The organism is Bacteroidia bacterium (assembly GCA_033391075.1).
In the GTDB taxonomy this organism is placed as follows: Bacteria; Bacteroidota; Bacteroidia; order J057; family J057; genus JAWPMV01.
Genome location: JAWPMV010000001.1, coordinates 2,139,406 through 2,157,637, shown reverse-complemented (window position 1 = coordinate 2,157,637; position 18,232 = coordinate 2,139,406). Strand labels below are relative to the sequence as shown.

Below are 18,232 nucleotides of genomic sequence, written 5' to 3'. Positions count from 1 at the left end.
TTAAAAAATGAATCCCGAAGTAGACCTATATTTCCAGGAAGGCTGTGGTCGATGTCCCCTTGGCGGCACAGAAGATTGTAAGGTTCATAATTGGCCACGGGAACTTACTTACTTAAGGCAAATAGTACTGGATTGTGGATTGACAGAAGAGAGAAAATGGGGAGCAGCATGCTATACCTTTCAAGGCAAAAATGTATTGATGATAGCTGCCTTCAAAGACTCTTGTTGCCTGAGTTTTTTCAAGGGTTCCTTATTGTCAGATGAAAAGAAGCTTCTGGAGAAGCCGGGTAAAAATTCTCAAGCCGTCCGACTATTCAGATTTAAACAGCTAAATGAAATAGAGGCAATTAAAGATTACCTCAAAGCCTGCATTTTTGAAGCAATTGAAATTGAAAAAGCGGGACTGAAAGTTAGCTTTAAGTCCAATCCTGAACCCATGCCCGAGGAACTTCTGTCCATTCTTGAAGAAGATGCCGTTTTGAAAGCAGCCTTTGAAGACCTTAGTCCCGGACGCCAAAGAGGCTATATCCTCCACATTTCCCAGGCCAAACAATCCAAAACCCGAATCTCACGCATTGAAAAATGTGTACCCATGATCCTCAATGGAATTGGATTACATGATAAATACCGTTCCGCTAAAAAATGAGTGCATTCTCCTTTACCATTAATTTCAGGAGATAATTTTGGGATGAAATTTATCCGAAACAAATATATCTTTACCTACAGAACATATACCCAGATTTACCCAAGCTAATAAGAAGCCATACATGTTCAAGCATCAAGTAGTCCTCTCCCTCCTGATAAGTATTTTTTTCATCCTCCCAGCATGCGAAGAAGAACCAGAGCCAGAGCCACCTGGATCAGGTTTTTCCGATGGATTTACCCCCGCAGTTGAAATCGGTGAGAGTAAACTTCCTTATGTGGTCATTGATACGGAGGGTACAAGTATAGTGAATGAACCCAAAGTGCCTGCAAAATTATCCATCTATATTGAGGGAGATAAACTCCAGACACAAACTATCGGCATCGAATTTAGGGGTTCGACTTCTTTTCGAATATCCGATAAAAAGTCTTACGGCATAGAGAGCTGGGACGAAGCTGGAAACGATGTGAATGTCAGTTTTTTTGGTATGCCGGAAGAAGAAGATTGGGTTCTATTGGGGCATGTAGTCAATGAACAGGGGGGCTACATTTTCGACCGAAGTCTTATGTATCATTATATCGGCTATACCTGGTCCAGAAGTATTGGGCGATATGCCAGTCGTACCCAATTTGTGGAACTCGAACTCAATGGAGAATACCAGGGCGTTTATGTTTTTGCTGAAAAACTGAAACGAGATGGAGACCGGATTGATGTTTCAAAACAGGACCCTATGGATATCGATCAGACAGGCGGATATATCCTGAAGATTGATAAAACATCTGGTGGCGATCAAACCCTCGGACAACCCCTGGAATACTACCTCTCCAATTGGGATGATGATGCTCGCTACACGGCACAAAACAGCTTCCGCTCCAGCTTTGACATCAATGGGGATTCCATCACTTTCGACCCTTATGACGGCCCCTACCATTCCAATCAATACCTGGAGACCTATTTCCTCTACGAATATCCCAAAGCTGAAAATATTAGCCAGGAACAAAAAGAATACATCTCAGGCTATATTCATGATTTCGAAAAAGCCTTATTGACCGATGACTTTTCCAGCAGTGAAAGGACCTATACGGATTACATTGAGTTAAATACTTTTGTGGAGTACCTCTTGCTCACTGAACTCACCCGAAATATAGATGCCTACCGCTTGAGTACCTATCTTCAAAAAGATCGAGGGGGCAAATTGGCCATGGGACCCATCTGGGACCTAAACATTGGCTATGGGACTGGAGATCGTGTGCCCTGGGATGGATGGGTGTATGAATACAATACCTACGTGAATCAGGATGCCTGGATGGTGCCTTTTTGGTGGCCACGCTTGATGGAGGATCCTCAGTTCAAAGCTTTGGTTAAAAGTCGTTGGCAGGAACTCCGTGCAGGTTCTTTTTCCAATACCAACTTACTAAATAGCATAGAGGAAACGGCCAACTTGCTAAAGGATAATGGTGCAATCGGACGCAATTACGCTATCTGGGATGCAGGCCTGGATGTGGATTATGACAACAGCATCACAGGTCTCAGAGAATACATCGAATTCAGAACCAATTGGATGGATATGGAGATCGGGAGTTTTTAAGAGTTCGTGGGAGCTTTTCGAAAATTAGCCAGCTTGAATATACAGCAGGATCAGATCAGGCATTATCAGCTCAATTTTCATTTTCAGCTTGATCCTGATAAACTCTGAAGGCTGGAATGCGTTTATTACAGGAATACCTGGATCGCTATATCCATTTTCTTTGAATCATGAAAACACTTTTACGACTTCTTCTGCTCTTCCCTGTGCTAGTTTTCTGTAAAGAAAATTCGCCTTCCCAATCGGTGGATTCACAAGCAGAACAAAGGGAAGAATCGGATTCCAGTCTGATAGAATTCTTCCATCAACATCCCCAATTCAAATCAATCGCTTTCGATTATCCGGTGGGCAAGCCAGATGCAAAAGGCTATTACAATGCTCAGGGTTTTCAGGATAACAATCATCTGGGAGATGACTGGAATGCTGTAACCGGAGGAGATTCTGATTTAGGTGATCCTATCTATGCCATCTCACATGGATATGTGGTATTTGCAAAGGATCTTGGAGGCGGTTGGGGAAATGTGGTACGATTGGTCCATTTACTAGAAGGAGGAGAAGCGAAATTTGTAGAATCCATCTATGCCCATTGTGATACGATTTTGGTAAAGGAAAACCAGGCCGTGAAGATGGGCGAAAAAATTGCAACCATAGGTAATGCCCACGGAGCCTACCTGGCTCATTTACATTTGGAGATTAGAGATTCCCTTGATATGCCGATTGGAGGAGGATATAGTTCAGATACAAAGGGCTATCTTGATCCTACAAAATTCATCGAGAAACATCGCCTCATTCCTTAGTTAAGATGAGAAATTATGATCAATTCGCAGGATGTATACTCGGAGGCGCGATTGGAGATGCCTATGGAGGGCAGTTTGAATTTGCCGAAAAACTTAAGCCTTCAGAAAACCTCTTTGTTTGGGGAGAACAAAAAGAAGAAAGAAGATATTTTTTCAGCGATGATACCCAATTAACCCTTGCCACGCTGGCAGCCATATTAGAATCAGGCAAGATTGATCCGGAAGCTATAGCGAATAAGTTTGTTTACTTCTACGAAACAGGAAAACTGAGAGGATTGGGTTCTGCGACCCTACAAGCCATTCAGGGAATTCGAAACGGCGGCCATTGGTACCTGGTTGGGAAGAAAGGCGAACAAGCTGCTGGAAATGGAAGTGCTATGCGGATTGCCCCCCTGGCTTTTGGGATGAAAGAAGTGGATCGACAGTTGGTCAGGGATATTAGCAGAATTACCCATCACAATGAGGAAGCCTATGTAGGAAGTCTGGCGATAGTTCTAGGTATTCAAAGCATCCTGAAAAATACCCTCGATAGCTTCGATAATTTTCTAAAGGAAATTAGCAGGCAACTTCCAGACAGTCTTGTCCGGGATAAAATCCTGACATTTTCAGAAATAAGTCCTACTACCACAATTTCTACCCTTGCCGCCGAGTTTGGAAGCAGCGGTTATGTAGTTGAATCAGTACCCCTGGCATTATTTGCTTTTGTGAAGTCTCAGAAAATAGGCTTTGAACAAGCAATTCTTGAAATCATTGATACCGGAGGAGATACAGATACGAATGCTTCCATCATGGGTCAGCTAGCTGGTTCAGCCTTAGGTCTGAGCAACTTACCTCCGCAGATGTTAACACAGATTAAATCATTGGATGGCTACGCAGAAATACAAGCAGGCCTTTCCTCCTGGAAAGGACAAATGCAAAACTGATAGGCCCATCAAGTTTTCCTTGAAAAAATGGGATTTGTTTCCATCCTTTTCCCTAAGGAACTGTCTTTAATGCATCCAAATTCTCAGATTCCTTGATGCAGAAAAATTTTTATCTTAGTCGAAGATAAATCCCAGGCGATACAGGAAAAAAGACTGATTTTTCATCCGAGACTCATCCATGAACAAATTGAATCCATCCTTTAAACTTCATCTCCTGATTGGTCTCTTGCTGGGGGTTTGGGGATTTTTGTTTGCCTGGTTTACCCGTCCCTATGAACATGGGCAAATGAATCAGCAAATCTGGATCAATGTGAGCGTGGGATTTAGCTTCCTGGCCTTTCTTTGCTACATCTTTACCGCATGGATTCAAAACCTGGTTTATACCAGGATCAAGTCCTGGAATGGCTACCTCGAAACCGGAGTCTATGTTGCCTTTTTCATCTTCTACAGCATCTCTACCTTTTACCTTTACAGAAGTAGCTTGATAAAAGGGATCTATGATTTCGATGAATTTTTGATTGAAATCATCTTTAATCTCTTCCTCATTATTACCCCCCTGATTTTTATTGCCAGGCTTTATATCCTAAAGCTCATTCCCAATGAGGAAGAAAAAGAACACATCATCCTCAAAGGAGAAAACAAACTAGACTTCCTGAAAATAAAGCAATCCGAATTGATCTGCATTTCCAATGCTCAGAACTATGTGGAGATATATTTTCTGGAACAGGAAGACTTAAAAACCAAACTCATTAGGACTTCCCTCAAAAAGCTGCAGGCGGAATTTCCTTTTCTCATACAAATTCATCGCTCTCATCTCATCAATCCTGAGCACTTCAAATCCTGGGTAGATTCCAGTACCGTTTCCCTTACTCAAATCGAGCTCCCCGTCTCGAAAAACTACAAAGATCGCCTCCTAAGCCTCTAATTTTTATCCCTAAAAAGGCCCTTTTCGTACCTACTCCCCATAAATTCACCTAAAAAGAGGGCCTTCATACCTTATTCCCCCATGTATATTTTTTTGCTGATCAGAGCGAGTATTTTGCCTCCATCAATCAAAAAGAAATTCACATGAAAAAAATTGCCTGGATCATTTTTGGGAGTCTCTGTGTCTTCTTCAGTTTCTATCCCGTCCCTTATTTTTTCGCAGATGAACCCATTTTACTGTGGCTCTCCAAATCTGCCGAATTATTAAGCAGTCATTTCTATAAGCTTTCCTTTTTTGCTCATATTGGCTTTGGAGGAATAGCCCTGCTCGTGGGTTGGCTTCAGTTCAGTAAGAAGTTACGAAACAAGTATAAGAAGCTTCACCGTAATATCGGGAAACTCTATGTGGCTTCGGTTCTGATCAGTGGTCCCTTTGGATTATACATTGCTTTTTATGCATCGGGTGGACTGTCTCCTCAACTGGGATTTTCTATTGGAGCAGTTCTCTGGACCATCATCACCTTTATGTCTTTTCTGAAGATCAAAAAAGCTAAAGTCGAAGCCCACAGACAATTGATGATCTATAGCTATGCAGGTACTTTCGGAGCTGTTACCTTAAGACTATGGTTGCCTATTCTTATCCTCATTTATGGGAATTTCATAGAAGCTTATCAAATCGTCGCCTGGCTAAGTTGGTTGCCGAATATGCTGGTCGCCTACCTCATCATTCACAAAAAGGAAGAGCTTATCTCATTTTACCATCGGTTTCACATAAAAAGAGTTATGATCGGCTTGCTTGCTTTCGGAGGTCTTTCGGCCATGATTTCCTGCATGAGTCCCCAGACCTGGTTTTACAAAAAGCCTGCTTATAAAGGGACTGCTTTTGAGTATGCGAAAACTTTGGACAAATCCACTTTTAGTCAGGAAAAACTGGACGAAATTGATACCTACCTGAAAAAGGAAGCGGAGACTACCAGCATGCTTGTATTGGAAGATGGGAAGGTGGTTTATGAATATGGGGATGTAAGCGAAATCAGTTACCTGGCTTCCTGCCGAAAAAGTATCCTCGCCATGCTCTATGGAAAGCATGTAAAAAATGGGACCATCGATTTACAAAAGACCATTGGAGAACTGGGTTTGGATGAGGATGATGGTTTGCTGGATATTGAAAAAGAAGCACGTGTAGATCATCTCATCACGGCTCGTTCAGGGGTATTTCATCTTCCAGCAAATGGAGGCTATGATACGGATAATGTGAAGACAAGAGGAAGTGTAAAAGCAGGGGAATATTACCTCTACAACAATTGGGATTTCAATGCAGCAGGATATATCCTGGAGCAGCAAACGGGAAAAAGTGTTTATGAAGAACTGGAAGAACAATTGGCCATTCCTTTGGGCTTTCAGGACTGGAATATCAGAAACCAGAAAAGAACCGTCAATGAGAAAAAGTCTCGCTATTCGGCTTATCATATGCACCTTTCTACCCGAGACATGGCAAAAATAGGTCAGTTGATGCTACAGGAAGGCAATTGGGAAGGGAAACAGCTCATCCCCAAAGCATGGATCAAGAAAATTACTCAGACAGTAACTCCTGCAGATACTGTTTCTGCTCGCTATAGAAGAGATCCTTCCAGCCCTTTGCAGGAATCCTATGGGTATATGTGGTGGCTGTTTGAACGCATGTATGACAATCCGGATTTTGAAGGAGCCTATACAGCCAGTGGGTTCGGAGGGCAGTACATCACCGTTATTCCCAAAAAGAAAATTGTAATTGCCCATAAAACGACCCTGGACTTTCTCGGCTATGCAGGTATTTCGGAGCGCAGCTCAACTCCTTCCTGGCGCTATTGGTGGATATTGAGAAATCTCATGCTCAATAGAAAAAGTATTGCTAGCCTGGCAGAAGAAAAGTCATCCGATGAAATCATTTCCTTTATTCGAGAGGAATATCAAGGAGACTCAGAATACGCCATTTCAGAGCGCTTGATCAATGAATATGGACTCCAACTGACGGAAGATGGGAAATGTGAGGATGCCATCAAGTTTTTTGAGTTAAACCTTGAACTATATATCCAGGGCTTTTACACCCATCGTAGCCTGGATTATTACGGGAGCTGTTTGGAAAAATTGGGTAGAACAAAGGAAGCAATAGCTGCCTACGAAAAATCCTTAACATTTCATCCTAATAATAAGGTAACTGAGCAAGCACTTATTCGCCTGAAAGCAGTCGGAATTTAAAAAGCCTAAAAACTAGCTAATGCCTATGCGAAATCAATCTTTCGTATAGGCATTTCTTTTTTATGTTTTATTTTACTCAGGATTTTGCTACGCTCGAATTACAAAAAAAGCTATCCTTCTTCATTTTTTGTTTCTTCTTCCTTCTGTTTAATTATATTCTCATTTCCTATACTTTCAAATTTAATCCCATGGCCAGCGTATCCCTTCAATTAACCCAACACGCCTCCACTTCCATGAAACTGGAGCATGATCAATTTTCCATCATTGTTGACCGTCCAGAATCAAAAGGGGGAGGCGGACAAGGACTAATGGGAGGTCAATATTTATTGATAGGTGTAGGCGGTTGTTTTTGCAGTAATCTATTCGCTGCAGCTCAAGCCAGATCGATAGAAATTGAAGGATTATCGGTCGGGATACAAGCCGACTTAAGCGAAGATGCTCGCAAAAGCTTTAGCCGCATAGAACTAAGAGTTTCCTATACTTCCTGCAGCGATGAAGCCGAATTTCCCAAACTTATACGCATTGCAGAAAAAGGCTGTCTCTCTGTAAATACCTTGCTAAAAGGTGCCGAGGTACAGGTATTGGGCTAAAGCCTCTTTCAAGCTTTTCAAAAGCTCCTAAAGAAGACCTATATTAGCTCTATTAGGAATTCTAATATTTAGCATACATGAACTACCGACTACTATTATCTGCAAAGCTACTCATCATAGCTAGCTTCTTCCTGAGTGGATGCAATCCTGGCTTAAAATATACCCCCAAAGAACCCAAAATTCCTCCCAGAGATCAGATTACTATGGGCAATGGGGAAAACAGCTATATCATTTCTGATGGCTTTACACAGGAAGGATCGACCTTTACCTTCAAAGAAATTGTCATTGAAGGAAATGGATGGTTGGTCATGCACCCCTTTAAGGATGGTAAGCCTCATGGAACCGTTTATGTAGGAGCAACCTATGTGAAGCATGGGAAGAATAAAAATGTTTCCATAACGGTTGAAGACATACCCGTTCCACAAGAAAACTACATCCTGATGCTTCATTGGGACGTCAATCAAAACAAGGTCTTTGATTTTGGAGATGGTATCAATGTGCCGGATGCACCTCTTTTCGAAGGAACTAAAATGGTTGCCCTTCAATTTCAAGCCAAACCCTAAGCCCTAGATTAGCATATCCCAGGTGAACCAAGAGACTTCCTCAACTCCCCAGCTATCCAATGGAGTAAAACTTTTGCTCTGCATACTTGTGGGAGCAGGTCTTTGGGGAATGGATAGCTATGTAGAATTGGAAGCTAAAGCCTGGCATATTTTCTCAATATTCATAGCCGTTATTATGAGCTTCATCCTCAGGCCTTATCCCCTGGGAATGTCAGTGCTAATGGGACTGCTCGTTTTGGTGGGAACAGAAACGATTAGTTTGAAAGAATCCCTTTCCGGTTTTTCAGATACTACAGTCTGGCTGGTGATTGCAGCATTCATGGTCGCCGATGCAGTACTGAAAACAGGTTTTGGGAATCGAATCGCTTTGTTTCTGGTCAGCAAACTCGGCAAATCCATGAAAGGAATTGCCTATGCAATTTGTGGCTCTGAATTTTTGTTGGCCTCAGTCATCCCTTCCAACACTGCTCGGGGCGGAGGCATCCATGCTCCCATTGTGGATTCTTTGGCTCACTCCATAGAAGATGGAAGTACTAAACCCATATTAGCCGGGCGTTACCTGAGTCTTGTGGGAAGCCATGCCAACCTGATCGCAGCTTCTATGTACATGACCGGCATGGCAGCCAATCCCCTGGTATCCAAAGCTGCTAAGGATGTTTTCGGAAAGGATTTTGGCTGGGGGACCTGGTTGCTGGGAAGCATCGTTCCCGGCATAGTTTCCTTACTGCTTTTGCCTTTGTTGATTTATTACTTTGCGCCTCCTGCTGTAGATGAGAGTCAAAAAGCCCAGGAAAGCGCGGAAAAGCAATTGGCAGAAAAAGGTCCAATGCAAAGGAAAGAAAGAATCATGATGTTTGTGTTGATGGGATTGCTGCTGCTTTGGGGAACTCAGTTTTTGCATGGGCTTTCTACGACCTTAATTGCCTGGATGGGAGTGGCCATCTTGTTATTGAGCAATACCCAGAGCTGGGAAGATGTCATTCGCAACGAAAAAGCCTGGGATACCCTTTTCTGGCTGGGAGGCTTATTAACCATGGCCAGCATGCTTAGTCAGTATGGCTTCATCCAATGGTTCGTCGATCAATCCCAATTGTTGGTAAGTGCGTATTCCGGCATTTCTATATTAATCCTGCTCAGTCTTATCTATTTTTATTCCATGTATGCTTTCTCCATGCTGAGTGGGCATATAGCTGCTATGGTTGCTCCTTTTTTTGCGGTATGTTTGGCTGCTGGTGCTGAGCCTATGCTTGCCATTCCTCTTTTTGCCTATTTCTCTTGTCTATGTGGATGTATGACCAATTATTCCTCCGGACCTGTCATCATATACTATGGCCTGGGATATGAAAGTTCACAAAGGTGGTTCAGGATCGGCTTTCTGATTTCTCTGGTACATATTGGTATCTGGTTGGGGATAGGGATGATGTGGTGGAAAGTTCTCGGATGGTGGTAAAATATTAAATCTCTGAATTCGATTTTCTGCATTGTATTTCTGATTCCTACTGCATTAATCCAAGAAGTTTTTACCGTTAAATAAGCACATTATGAAAACCACAAGTAAAGCGAGAATTTCTTGTGCAGTGCATCAAGGAAGATAAATTTAACCGGAGAAAGCCGGTGATTTCCAAAGCTTGAGCTTGAGCCAATAAGATTCTTCTCCCCTCTTCCATTCTCAGAAAGTCTTAAATCCCCCAAATGCAACAATGTTGCATTTGGGGGATTTATTACTAATTTTACCCCTGAACAATCACCTAAGACATTTATCATGAGCACTACAGAAAAATACGAAGTCATCATTATAGGAGGCAGTTATGCAGGACTTTCTGCCGCTATGGCTTTAGGGAGGTCTCTGCGAAAGACTTTATTGATTGATAGTGGAAAGCCTTGTAATCAGCAAACACCTCATTCTCATAACTTTCTCACTCAGGATGGCAAAACTCCATCAGAAATAAGCGCTGTCTCCAAAGAACAAGTACTTGCTTATCCAGATGTTCAACTCATCGAGGGTCTGGTTCAGGAAGGGGAAAAAATCGATGCTGGCTTTGAAGTGAAGTTGGGGAATGGAGATAGCTATATCGGAAAAAAGTTGATCCTGGCAACAGGAATTCAAGACCTCATACCGGAAATCAAAGGCTTTTCGGCCTGTTGGGGGATTTCAGTTATCCATTGCCCTTATTGCCATGGCTACGAATTCAGAGGCAAAAAAACAGGCCTCATGAGCAATGGAGACAAAGCTTTTCATATGGTCTCCCTCATCCGTAATCTCACCGATCAAGTCAGTATCCTGCCAAATGGAAAAAGCAGCTTTTCTCCAGAACAATCACAAATTCTTGAGAAGCATCAAATAGAACTGCTGGAAAAAGGAATACTTGAGATCAAACATAAACATGGATACCTAAAGGAAGTACTTTTTGCTGATGGGACAAGGCAGACTTTCGATGCAGTTTATGCCAGTATTCCTTTTCGCCAATCAAAGCTGGTAGAAATTTTAGGCTGTGAACTGACAGAGCATGGGCACATAAAAGTGAACGAATTTCAGGAAAGCAGCGTAGAAGGTATTTTCGCCTGTGGTGACAATTCAACTCCCCTTCGCTCAGTTGCCCAGGCAGTGGCCAGTGGAAATTTTGCAGGAGCCTACCTGAATAAAGTCCTGGTCGAAACAGAATTTACCTAAAAATACAAGACCGAAGCATTCAACGCACAATCATGAAATTCACGAAAACACAACTTATTCTTGCTATAGAAGAAGATCTCCTATCCTTCCTTTTTTCAGCTAAAAAGGAAGGAATTATATATGGCATCACAAAACAAGCTTCCCTTATCCTGTTTAAAAATGCAGTGCCAATTGAAAGATGGGAAATCCCCGATTCAAAAATCGATTGGAAAAAAGAAATTCAAGTCCAGCTTTCCCCCAATGAGCAATACCTAAGCATAAGCAATACCTACGGTCAGTACGGCCTTGTTCTGGATCTTGCCACTTCTCTAAAAGTAATGGAACTCAATCGACAGGACTATCAGGTCGAGCATTCAGGATTTCCCCTCCTTTTTTTCGAAAAAGAAGGCAAGCAATATCTCATTCATGCAACAGATTGGAACAAAATAGATATAACAGAGCTGGACTCACGACGCTTGCTTACAGAAAGGAATAATACCCAATACGAACAGCCCCATTACCTGGATTACTTTTACGGTGAGCTTCATCTTTGCCCCAAAGGCAAAAGCTTGCTTAGTAGCGGCTGGCTTTGGGGTCCGGCATCCTATCTCAGATTTATAGAATTAAATCCCTGGCTAAGGGAAAACAAAAATCAGTCAGAACTTGGCAGTCCAGCCAATCTTTGTATCATGAGTTATTATTGGGATCGTGCTTTGTGTTGGGTGGATGATAGCAGAATTGCATATCTATACGATCCCAGAGAAGAAGGATTCGATAAAAAAGAATCAGTGGAAGAGGGATATAAGACGAATGCAGGCCATATTATCCTTTATAATATTCATCAGTTTACAGCCGAGAAAAAGATTTCCTTTGAAGGCTTCTCCAGAAATGAATACCAGGGAGCTAGTCCGGATTGCAGGCTCTACTTTTTCAAACAGCGACTGCTCATAAGTTCTCTTGCAAAAGGCACTTATGTCTTGGATATCGATTCAGGCAAAACTTTAGCTCATGAAGCAGAAATGTACCTTGAGAGAAGAATCCCTGGAAGTAAAAAGTTTTGTAGGGAAAAGGAAGGAAAGAAGATTGAAATTATCGAAATTGTATCTGCTTAAAACCATCTGAAAACATGTCTACCTCTATTCTCAGAATTACCCCTTCCAACCCCCTCTTTATTCCGCCCGAGAATGCAAGATCAAGTGCCTTAAACTACCTCAAAACAAGGTTCAGAAAAGGCAAACAGATCGAAGAAAGAATATCAGAAAAGATCATCTTCATAGACCAGGGACACAACATATCAGAACCCTCTTGTCCTTTATGTTCATCCGTTTTGGAGATCGAATGGTTTGCTGAGACAGTCGATAGTTCTTATAAAGAAGACTTCGTAAACTTGGATTATCCTTCTCCTTGTTGCAAGAAACTCATCAACCTAAACGAACTGCTATGGGAATTTCCCTGTGCATTTGGGAAATATTATCTGGAGGTTTGGGACATAGAACGAATGCTCAGTGAACATGAGATAAAGGTTTTGAAAGCAAAATTGGCTAGCAGTTTAAAAATAATAATTGCTCGGGTCTAGTCATTTATTGCCAAATCGAGAAAAGATCTATTTCTATGAATCTGGAAAAACTCTACCTGGCATATAAAAAGCTCAATTGCACCTTCGATCCCTTTTACCAAAGGGATGTATCGGAATTTCAGCAATTGGTAGATGCTCACAGCCCTTTAAGTCGGAATAAGATCCAGGATATGATTTCTATCCTCAAGCAGGATGAAGATAGTAGCAAAAAGTACTTTGTGATGGACTTCCTCAAACTCTATAAAGAAGAGATTCCTCATGAGCTTTACGAGCCTGTTTTCGATGCAGGAATTCGCCACCGGGATCCAAGTTTCAATCGATTGTTTTTCATCATTTCAAAACAAATGAAAGGCCCCCAGGCCTTTATGGAGGATATCATCAAGTTGATCAAAGGGAAGGATCTTTATAGAAAGATAAAGGCCATAGATTCTTTGTACTGGAACTTTCATCTATACTGGTCTTTTGCCATAGAGGATGAAAAATCCTATGAAAAGTACGTTCGGGAGAGAGCAATCGGCCAGGAAGAAGAAATTTATAAGATCCTTAATATTCTCATGCGAGAATTCCAGAAAAGCCGCAATTTTCTAGTTAGCTATATGCTTGCTACTTATTTACCTAAATATGTATCCCGATATCCGGAGGAATGGCAAGAGGAAGCCCAGGACATCATTGCTCAAATAAAAAAGGAAGGCTTACCTTTCTATCACAAAGCGACAAAGGAAGAATTTCAGCTCTTGTGGAAGAAAGCATTAGAAAATGAAGAAATTGGAAGCTTGTTTTTCGATCAACTAAAATGGCGGAAAAGAGAAGCCAATCCGGAAAGTGAATCCTGATAAAGATTTCGATATGAATTATCTAATAAAACTACTCCCTATCTGTCTCCTTTTATCTGTTTTCTCCTGCAAAGAGAAAATTGTTTAACGGGAAGAGACCCAACTCATAGCCGATCCCGAATCAGACTCAAACACATTCTCACCCATACTTCCGGCATTCACTGCCACATAAACCAGGACGATTGGCTCAATCCATCCTTCGGTCCTGAGGAAAGAATAACTATCCGCAAAAGGACATTTGCCATTTTTTTCACATATTAAATGATCTGATTGGAATGAGCTATGAAACCTAAGACACCCCCAAAGGCACTCTTTTACCTTATGATTTTTTCTGGAATTCTTCAGCTATTTGGCTGTATAGGTCGCAACAAAAGCGAAAGTATTGAGTACCCACCTTTTACCATTAAAAGGACCCATGTTTACAAAAGTCGATTCGATATTAATACCGCAAGAAGAACCGATGATTCCCGAACCCATTATCAGATTTATTATAATGAGCAATTGATACCCTTCCCGGACGGACGGGAATCCCAATCAGGTTTGGCAGGTATCTGGAAAGTCCACCCTCTCCCTGGAACCCCCAAACCGGCTTTATTAGTGGGGAATAGAAGCGTTTATTTGCTTACAGCTGATAATAATGGCTACCATTTGCAAACCATAGAAGAAGAAAAATCAGATTTTGCCAGCTGGCAATGGATAGACAGTGAAGATGGGCACCCCAGCGAGAAGCAGGAAATTTATGCATCGGATGATACAGATAAAGATTGGGAGCTAAGCGGAGGTACAAGACTTCTAATCAATAAAAAATTTGTTCTGGCACTTGGGGATTTAAGTATCACTCCCTTTGATCAAAATGCCTTGTATATAGATGAGTTTTCTCCGGGAAGACTAATAGGTTCTTCTCCTGACAAAGAACAATTGGTTTTTATGAGCAGCAAATACAGAGGTTTTTATCAATATGCCCTTCTGGTTTATAATTACCCAAAAAGGGAAGCAAAACTGCTCCCTTTCGACAGAAATGAAACTCGGCTCCATGAACCGCACCATCCTCCCGCAAATTGGCTAACCACCTATTTCGAATGGAAGGAAGAAAGCGATCGCAATTTAAATTTGGAAAAAAGGCACTGGGACAAACTACCCTATTGGGAAGGAGATTTTAGTAGTTCAGATGCATATTCTCTCTCACCGGTTACATATGAATTTCTGGGAGTGTTTGCCGACTTTTGCAAAGACTACCTCACTCTCGACGATTCAACTTTCGTAAAATCTTATTACGGCGAAAAAGAAGAATACGACTTAAAATTAGGAGATAATAGAATTGAGATAAGTTTTCTTGACAATGTAAATACCGTATATCTTTCGACCTCCTTATTGGATGAAGATGAAAAGGGAAGTATAGAAATCATTCGTAAGCTGGGGAATGCATTTAATAAAAAACTGAGAGCAGGAGCATATCAGGAGTATTTTACCCATTATTGAAGCTGCTTATCCATCTAAATTCATCGGTATCTCTACAAAAGGGACCCAGCTTAAATGCTCAACATGAAATACATACTTTTCTCTCTCTTATTGATCTTTAGTACAATAGGTTTTTCCCAAAGCCTGGATGCTTGTGGTATGGACAAGTCTGCTTATTTGAATAGAGAGGAAGCCAACTATTTGCAGCAATACCTGCAGGAAGATTTAGGGGGATATGAACTTAAAGGGAAGAAAGTCCTCTTTATTACGGGAAGCGCCGCGAGCCGTGAAGGAAGCAAAACAGAATATTTCGATCACATTCGAAGCTGGAATGAGAAAAATTCCAGAGTTGCTACAGGAATTACGATCCTAAGCCCTGAAGAAAAAACAGCTTCTGGAGGCTATGACATCATCCTGACCTACTGGGTGAAATTGTTTACGGAAAGACGAAAACGAAAGATCATAAAACGGCTTTCACAGGCGAAAAATATTTGAGTAGATGCTCTAGCTTAAAATAGCATGGTGCAGAGACTAATTTCAATTCTCCAAGGCTTGGTCCTTGTTTTTTATTATACCTATTTTAGAAATGGGTAAGATAATAATAAGAATACACCCGTAACAAAGCGCTCATTGTGAACCGGATTCTACAGCTAAGCAATCTCCTTGACTACTGAACAATCAATCCTCTATTTCTCATGCCCGTAAAACTCCTCCTCAGCATGCTCTTCTTCCTGTCTCATTTTGCTATACAAGCCCAGACTTTCTCGGAATATGAGGTCGAAGAATTTGATTTCAAGGGCCATGAAGCCAAAGTTGTTTCCCCAAAGACGGAAATGAATGGGCAATGGATTTGGAGAGCCCGCTTTTGGGGCCATGAGCCTCAATTGGACAAAGCGCTCCTGGATAAAGGCTTTCATCTTGTTTATGTAGATGTCGCTGGTCTTTTTGGTAATGAGGAAGCCGTTCAGCTCTGGAATGACTTTTACCGCTTTATCCGGAAAAAATATAAACTCAAAAAGAAAGTTGTACTGGAAGGAATGAGTCGAGGAGGCTTGATTGTATACAATTGGGCTGCCAGGAATCGGAAAAGAGTCGCTTGTATTTATGCAGATGCTCCGGTTTGTGATATCAAGAGTTGGCCAGGAGGTTTGTATGAGGGTCCAGGTAGTCAAGCAGAGTGGGAGAAATGTCTGCAGGCTTATGGATTGGATGAAAATACCGTAAAGGACTTCAGAGGAAATCCCATTGATAATTATTCACCTATTGTCAAAGCGAAGATCCCCTTGATTCATGTTTGCGGACTGGCTGACAAAGTTGTTCCCTATGAAGAAAACACTGCTTTGCTGGCTAAACGTATTCGGGCTGCAGGAGGAAATATTGTGCTTATTCTAAAAGAAGGGGTCGGCCACCACCCACACTCCCTGAAAGACCCTCAACAGCTACTGGATTTTATTCTTGATCAGCTGAAATAAACTCATGGATAAATCAAAACTAGTTTACTTACTGAAACGAAGTCTGGCCTATTGGATAGATTGCATTATCGCATTCGCCATAGTCATGCTATTTATCCAGCAACTTATTCTGGTCAAAATTAGAGGATATATAGGCATAGATAAAGACTGGTTTCAAGATGCCTGGAATATGGAAATATATGTTCTCTTGAGTATTTCCCTTCCTGTTTGGCTTTACTTTGCATTTCAAGACAGTTCAACTAAAAAAGGGAGCCTGGGAAAAAAATGGATGAAATTGGCAGTAACTCAGCTAGAAAATGGTAAGAAACTCAGTTTTGCTAAAGCTTTATCAAGAACCCTCCTGAAACTACTCCCCTGGGAAATAGCTCATCTAGGAATCATATTCCCTGAACCCATGTATTTTGCGGAGGATCCTCAAATCAGAATCCTATCCATTTTAGGTATCCTTTTATTCCTGGTCTATTTTCTGAGTATTAGCCTGAATCAAAAGCAGCAAAGTTTGTATGATAAATGGCTCAATACACATGTTCATTTCTATGAATAATTTTCTTTCTATAAAAAGAGCATATCTAGCCATTAGTCTTTCAAACCGACCAAAGTTGGAAGAAGAACTAGGGCATATTCAATCTATCCTGAAGGAAACAGGAATAGAGGTTTTTATTTTTGTGGACCATTACCACTTTAGCAAGGAGCAGGAGAAGGAAATGATGCAAACAGCCTTTCGGGAAATTGACCGATCTGATCTATTAATCGCCGAATTAAGCAAAAAAGCTATAGGAGTAGGAGTTGAAGTGGGTTATGCTCACGCAAAAGGAATTCCTGTATTATATCTGAGGCAGGAATTAAGTGAACCTTCTACTACAGTAGCAGGCAGCTCAACGTATCAGATTGTCTATCAAAATCCAAAAGACCTTAAGCAACAATTAGATTTCCTGTTTAGGTCTTAGAAAAATGGGAAGAGATTCAGGCATAAATAAAAGAGAAAGCAAATCTACTCTAAATATTTTTACAGGAATTGAAATGTTTGGAATTTAAGTCAGCCTTCTTGCAAATTTTCCGTACATAAAGCTATGGCACACACACTTAATTTCAAGGGCCATAGGCTCACATACTATGTGGAAGGTAAGGGAGAATCTATACTCTTTTTACATGGTTGGCCCACAAATGCACAGCTTTGGAGCGATCAGGTAGTCGCTTTAAAAGATAACTACCAATGCATACGGATAGACTGGCCAGGTTTTGGAAACTCCGACAAACCCAGTGATTATCAATATACCTTTACCCACAAAAAGGAAATCCTGAGTCAATTGATGGCCGAAATTCTGGCCCCAGAAGAAAAGATCAATTTGGTAGCACATGATATTGGAGGTCCTGCAGCTATTTTATGGGCAGATGAAAACCCGGAAAAAGTAAAACGGCTCATCCTGCTCAATACAGTTGTTTATCCCATGAAGACTCCCCTGGATGCAAGCAGTGAATTTATCCTGCATACTCCCCTACTCAGAGATATTTTTGTGAGTCCTTTTGGCATACGTCAGGTACTCAAAACCAATACAAAAAGTGGGAGATCCGGCTTAAAGGAAAAGATTGATGAAATTTGTGCTCCTTTTCTCCAGGTAGAAAGCGCGATCAAACGAAGAACCCTCACTGAGCCATTGGGAAACAGAAAGAAAAATGAGGTAAGTGGCCTGTCTCACAAATTCAAAAAGCTCGAAGCTGAAAAGCATTTAATCATAGCTGCTCAAGACCCTCTCTGCTATGCGCACATCAAGAAGCTAAGTGAAGAAAATCCGGAAGTTCCCCGACACTATATTGAAAAATGTGGCCACTTTATTGCCATTGATCAGCCGGAAAAACTGAATGCTATCCTATTCAAAATTCTCGACAGCCAGGCATCATTCTGAAATGTAAATCCAGTTTGAATTTCGTAAGGGTATAGGAAAGGATTTTATTATTGAATAAAAAATCCTGATCTTAACT

Annotated in this window: 19 protein-coding genes; all 19 read left to right on the top strand. The window is 41.3% G+C overall.

The annotated features are described in order from the left end of the window. Positions 1–7: 7 nt before the first annotated feature. On the top strand, positions 8–646 hold the full coding sequence (locus tag R8P61_08800; protein ID MDW3647148.1) for a YdeI/OmpD-associated family protein: 639 nt from the start codon (positions 8–10) through the stop codon (positions 644–646). A gap of 121 nt (positions 647–767) precedes the next feature. Continuing rightward, positions 768–2,231, top strand: a complete 1,464-nt coding sequence (locus tag R8P61_08795; GenBank protein MDW3647147.1) for a CotH kinase family protein — start codon at positions 768–770, stop codon at positions 2,229–2,231. Positions 2,232–2,398: 167 nt separating this feature from the next. Further along, the gene (locus R8P61_08790; GenBank protein ID MDW3647146.1) at positions 2,399–3,025 is read left to right on the top strand and encodes a M23 family metallopeptidase; all 627 of its coding nucleotides are present in this window, start codon (positions 2,399–2,401) and stop codon (positions 3,023–3,025) included. 5 nt (positions 3,026–3,030) lie between these two features. Continuing rightward, the gene (locus tag R8P61_08785; protein ID MDW3647145.1) at positions 3,031–3,948 is read left to right on the top strand and encodes an ADP-ribosylglycohydrolase family protein; all 918 of its coding nucleotides are present in this window, start codon (positions 3,031–3,033) and stop codon (positions 3,946–3,948) included. A gap of 178 nt (positions 3,949–4,126) precedes the next feature. After that, complete coding sequence (locus R8P61_08780; GenBank protein ID MDW3647144.1) at positions 4,127–4,873, top strand: LytTR family DNA-binding domain-containing protein; 747 nt, start codon at positions 4,127–4,129, stop codon at positions 4,871–4,873. A gap of 143 nt (positions 4,874–5,016) precedes the next feature. Then, positions 5,017–7,110, top strand: coding sequence for a DUF2306 domain-containing protein (locus R8P61_08775; GenBank protein ID MDW3647143.1), 2,094 nt, complete (start codon positions 5,017–5,019; stop codon positions 7,108–7,110). A 188-nt stretch (positions 7,111–7,298) separates the two neighbouring features. Then, positions 7,299–7,700, top strand: coding sequence for an OsmC family protein (locus tag R8P61_08770; GenBank protein MDW3647142.1), 402 nt, complete (start codon positions 7,299–7,301; stop codon positions 7,698–7,700). A gap of 77 nt (positions 7,701–7,777) precedes the next feature. Continuing rightward, on the top strand, positions 7,778–8,263 hold the full coding sequence (locus R8P61_08765; protein ID MDW3647141.1) for a hypothetical protein: 486 nt from the start codon (positions 7,778–7,780) through the stop codon (positions 8,261–8,263). Between the two features lie 22 nt (positions 8,264–8,285). Beyond that, positions 8,286–9,713 carry a DASS family sodium-coupled anion symporter gene (locus R8P61_08760; GenBank protein MDW3647140.1) on the top strand — a complete coding sequence of 476 codons (1,428 nt, stop codon included), beginning with the start codon at positions 8,286–8,288 and terminating at the stop codon, positions 9,711–9,713. A 312-nt stretch (positions 9,714–10,025) separates the two neighbouring features. Next, the gene (locus R8P61_08755) at positions 10,026–10,934 is read left to right on the top strand and encodes an NAD(P)/FAD-dependent oxidoreductase (protein MDW3647139.1); all 909 of its coding nucleotides are present in this window, start codon (positions 10,026–10,028) and stop codon (positions 10,932–10,934) included. A 32-nt stretch (positions 10,935–10,966) separates the two neighbouring features. Continuing rightward, complete coding sequence (locus R8P61_08750) at positions 10,967–12,025, top strand: hypothetical protein (protein ID MDW3647138.1); 1,059 nt, start codon at positions 10,967–10,969, stop codon at positions 12,023–12,025. Positions 12,026–12,039: 14 nt separating this feature from the next. Beyond that, positions 12,040–12,489, top strand: a complete 450-nt coding sequence (locus R8P61_08745; protein MDW3647137.1) for a hypothetical protein — start codon at positions 12,040–12,042, stop codon at positions 12,487–12,489. 35 nt (positions 12,490–12,524) lie between these two features. After that, the gene (locus R8P61_08740; protein MDW3647136.1) at positions 12,525–13,322 is read left to right on the top strand and encodes a hypothetical protein; all 798 of its coding nucleotides are present in this window, start codon (positions 12,525–12,527) and stop codon (positions 13,320–13,322) included. Positions 13,323–13,604: 282 nt separating this feature from the next. Further along, positions 13,605–14,801 (top strand): hypothetical protein, encoded by a 1,197-nt coding sequence (locus R8P61_08735; protein MDW3647135.1) that lies wholly within the window; start codon positions 13,605–13,607, stop codon positions 14,799–14,801. A gap of 63 nt (positions 14,802–14,864) precedes the next feature. Then, a complete protein-coding gene (locus tag R8P61_08730) occupies positions 14,865–15,275 on the top strand; it encodes a hypothetical protein (protein ID MDW3647134.1) in 411 nt (136 codons plus the stop codon). A gap of 200 nt (positions 15,276–15,475) precedes the next feature. Next, the gene (locus R8P61_08725; GenBank protein ID MDW3647133.1) at positions 15,476–16,252 is read left to right on the top strand and encodes a prolyl oligopeptidase family serine peptidase; all 777 of its coding nucleotides are present in this window, start codon (positions 15,476–15,478) and stop codon (positions 16,250–16,252) included. A 4-nt stretch (positions 16,253–16,256) separates the two neighbouring features. Then, positions 16,257–16,796, top strand: a complete 540-nt coding sequence (locus tag R8P61_08720; protein MDW3647132.1) for an RDD family protein — start codon at positions 16,257–16,259, stop codon at positions 16,794–16,796. Continuing rightward, positions 16,789–17,199: a nucleoside 2-deoxyribosyltransferase gene (locus R8P61_08715; protein ID MDW3647131.1), complete on the top strand. Its 411-nt coding sequence runs from the start codon at positions 16,789–16,791 to the stop codon at positions 17,197–17,199. The genes R8P61_08720 and R8P61_08715 overlap by 8 nt, the downstream gene beginning before the upstream one ends. 123 nt (positions 17,200–17,322) lie before the next feature. Further along, positions 17,323–18,156, top strand: coding sequence for an alpha/beta hydrolase (locus tag R8P61_08710; protein MDW3647130.1), 834 nt, complete (start codon positions 17,323–17,325; stop codon positions 18,154–18,156). Positions 18,157–18,232: the final 76 nt, after the last annotated feature.

Coding starts and splice junctions, on each gene's coding strand:
- R8P61_08800 (MDW3647148.1), top strand. CDS start 8: ATGAATCCCGAAGTAGACCTATATTTCCAGGAAGGCTGTGGTCGATGT.
- R8P61_08765 (MDW3647141.1), top strand. CDS start 7,778: ATGAACTACCGACTACTATTATCTGCAAAGCTACTCATCATAGCTAGC.
- R8P61_08720 (MDW3647132.1), top strand. CDS start 16,257: ATGGATAAATCAAAACTAGTTTACTTACTGAAACGAAGTCTGGCCTAT.
- R8P61_08770 (MDW3647142.1), top strand. CDS start 7,299: ATGGCCAGCGTATCCCTTCAATTAACCCAACACGCCTCCACTTCCATG.
- R8P61_08780 (MDW3647144.1), top strand. CDS start 4,127: ATGAACAAATTGAATCCATCCTTTAAACTTCATCTCCTGATTGGTCTC.
- R8P61_08725 (MDW3647133.1), top strand. CDS start 15,476: ATGCCCGTAAAACTCCTCCTCAGCATGCTCTTCTTCCTGTCTCATTTT.
- R8P61_08790 (MDW3647146.1), top strand. CDS start 2,399: ATGAAAACACTTTTACGACTTCTTCTGCTCTTCCCTGTGCTAGTTTTC.
- R8P61_08710 (MDW3647130.1), top strand. CDS start 17,323: ATGGCACACACACTTAATTTCAAGGGCCATAGGCTCACATACTATGTG.
- R8P61_08775 (MDW3647143.1), top strand. CDS start 5,017: ATGAAAAAAATTGCCTGGATCATTTTTGGGAGTCTCTGTGTCTTCTTC.
- R8P61_08755 (MDW3647139.1), top strand. CDS start 10,026: ATGAGCACTACAGAAAAATACGAAGTCATCATTATAGGAGGCAGTTAT.
- R8P61_08750 (MDW3647138.1), top strand. CDS start 10,967: ATGAAATTCACGAAAACACAACTTATTCTTGCTATAGAAGAAGATCTC.
- R8P61_08715 (MDW3647131.1), top strand. CDS start 16,789: ATGAATAATTTTCTTTCTATAAAAAGAGCATATCTAGCCATTAGTCTT.
- R8P61_08745 (MDW3647137.1), top strand. CDS start 12,040: ATGTCTACCTCTATTCTCAGAATTACCCCTTCCAACCCCCTCTTTATT.
- R8P61_08740 (MDW3647136.1), top strand. CDS start 12,525: ATGAATCTGGAAAAACTCTACCTGGCATATAAAAAGCTCAATTGCACC.
- R8P61_08785 (MDW3647145.1), top strand. CDS start 3,031: ATGAGAAATTATGATCAATTCGCAGGATGTATACTCGGAGGCGCGATT.
- R8P61_08730 (MDW3647134.1), top strand. CDS start 14,865: ATGAAATACATACTTTTCTCTCTCTTATTGATCTTTAGTACAATAGGT.
- R8P61_08735 (MDW3647135.1), top strand. CDS start 13,605: ATGAAACCTAAGACACCCCCAAAGGCACTCTTTTACCTTATGATTTTT.
- R8P61_08795 (MDW3647147.1), top strand. CDS start 768: ATGTTCAAGCATCAAGTAGTCCTCTCCCTCCTGATAAGTATTTTTTTC.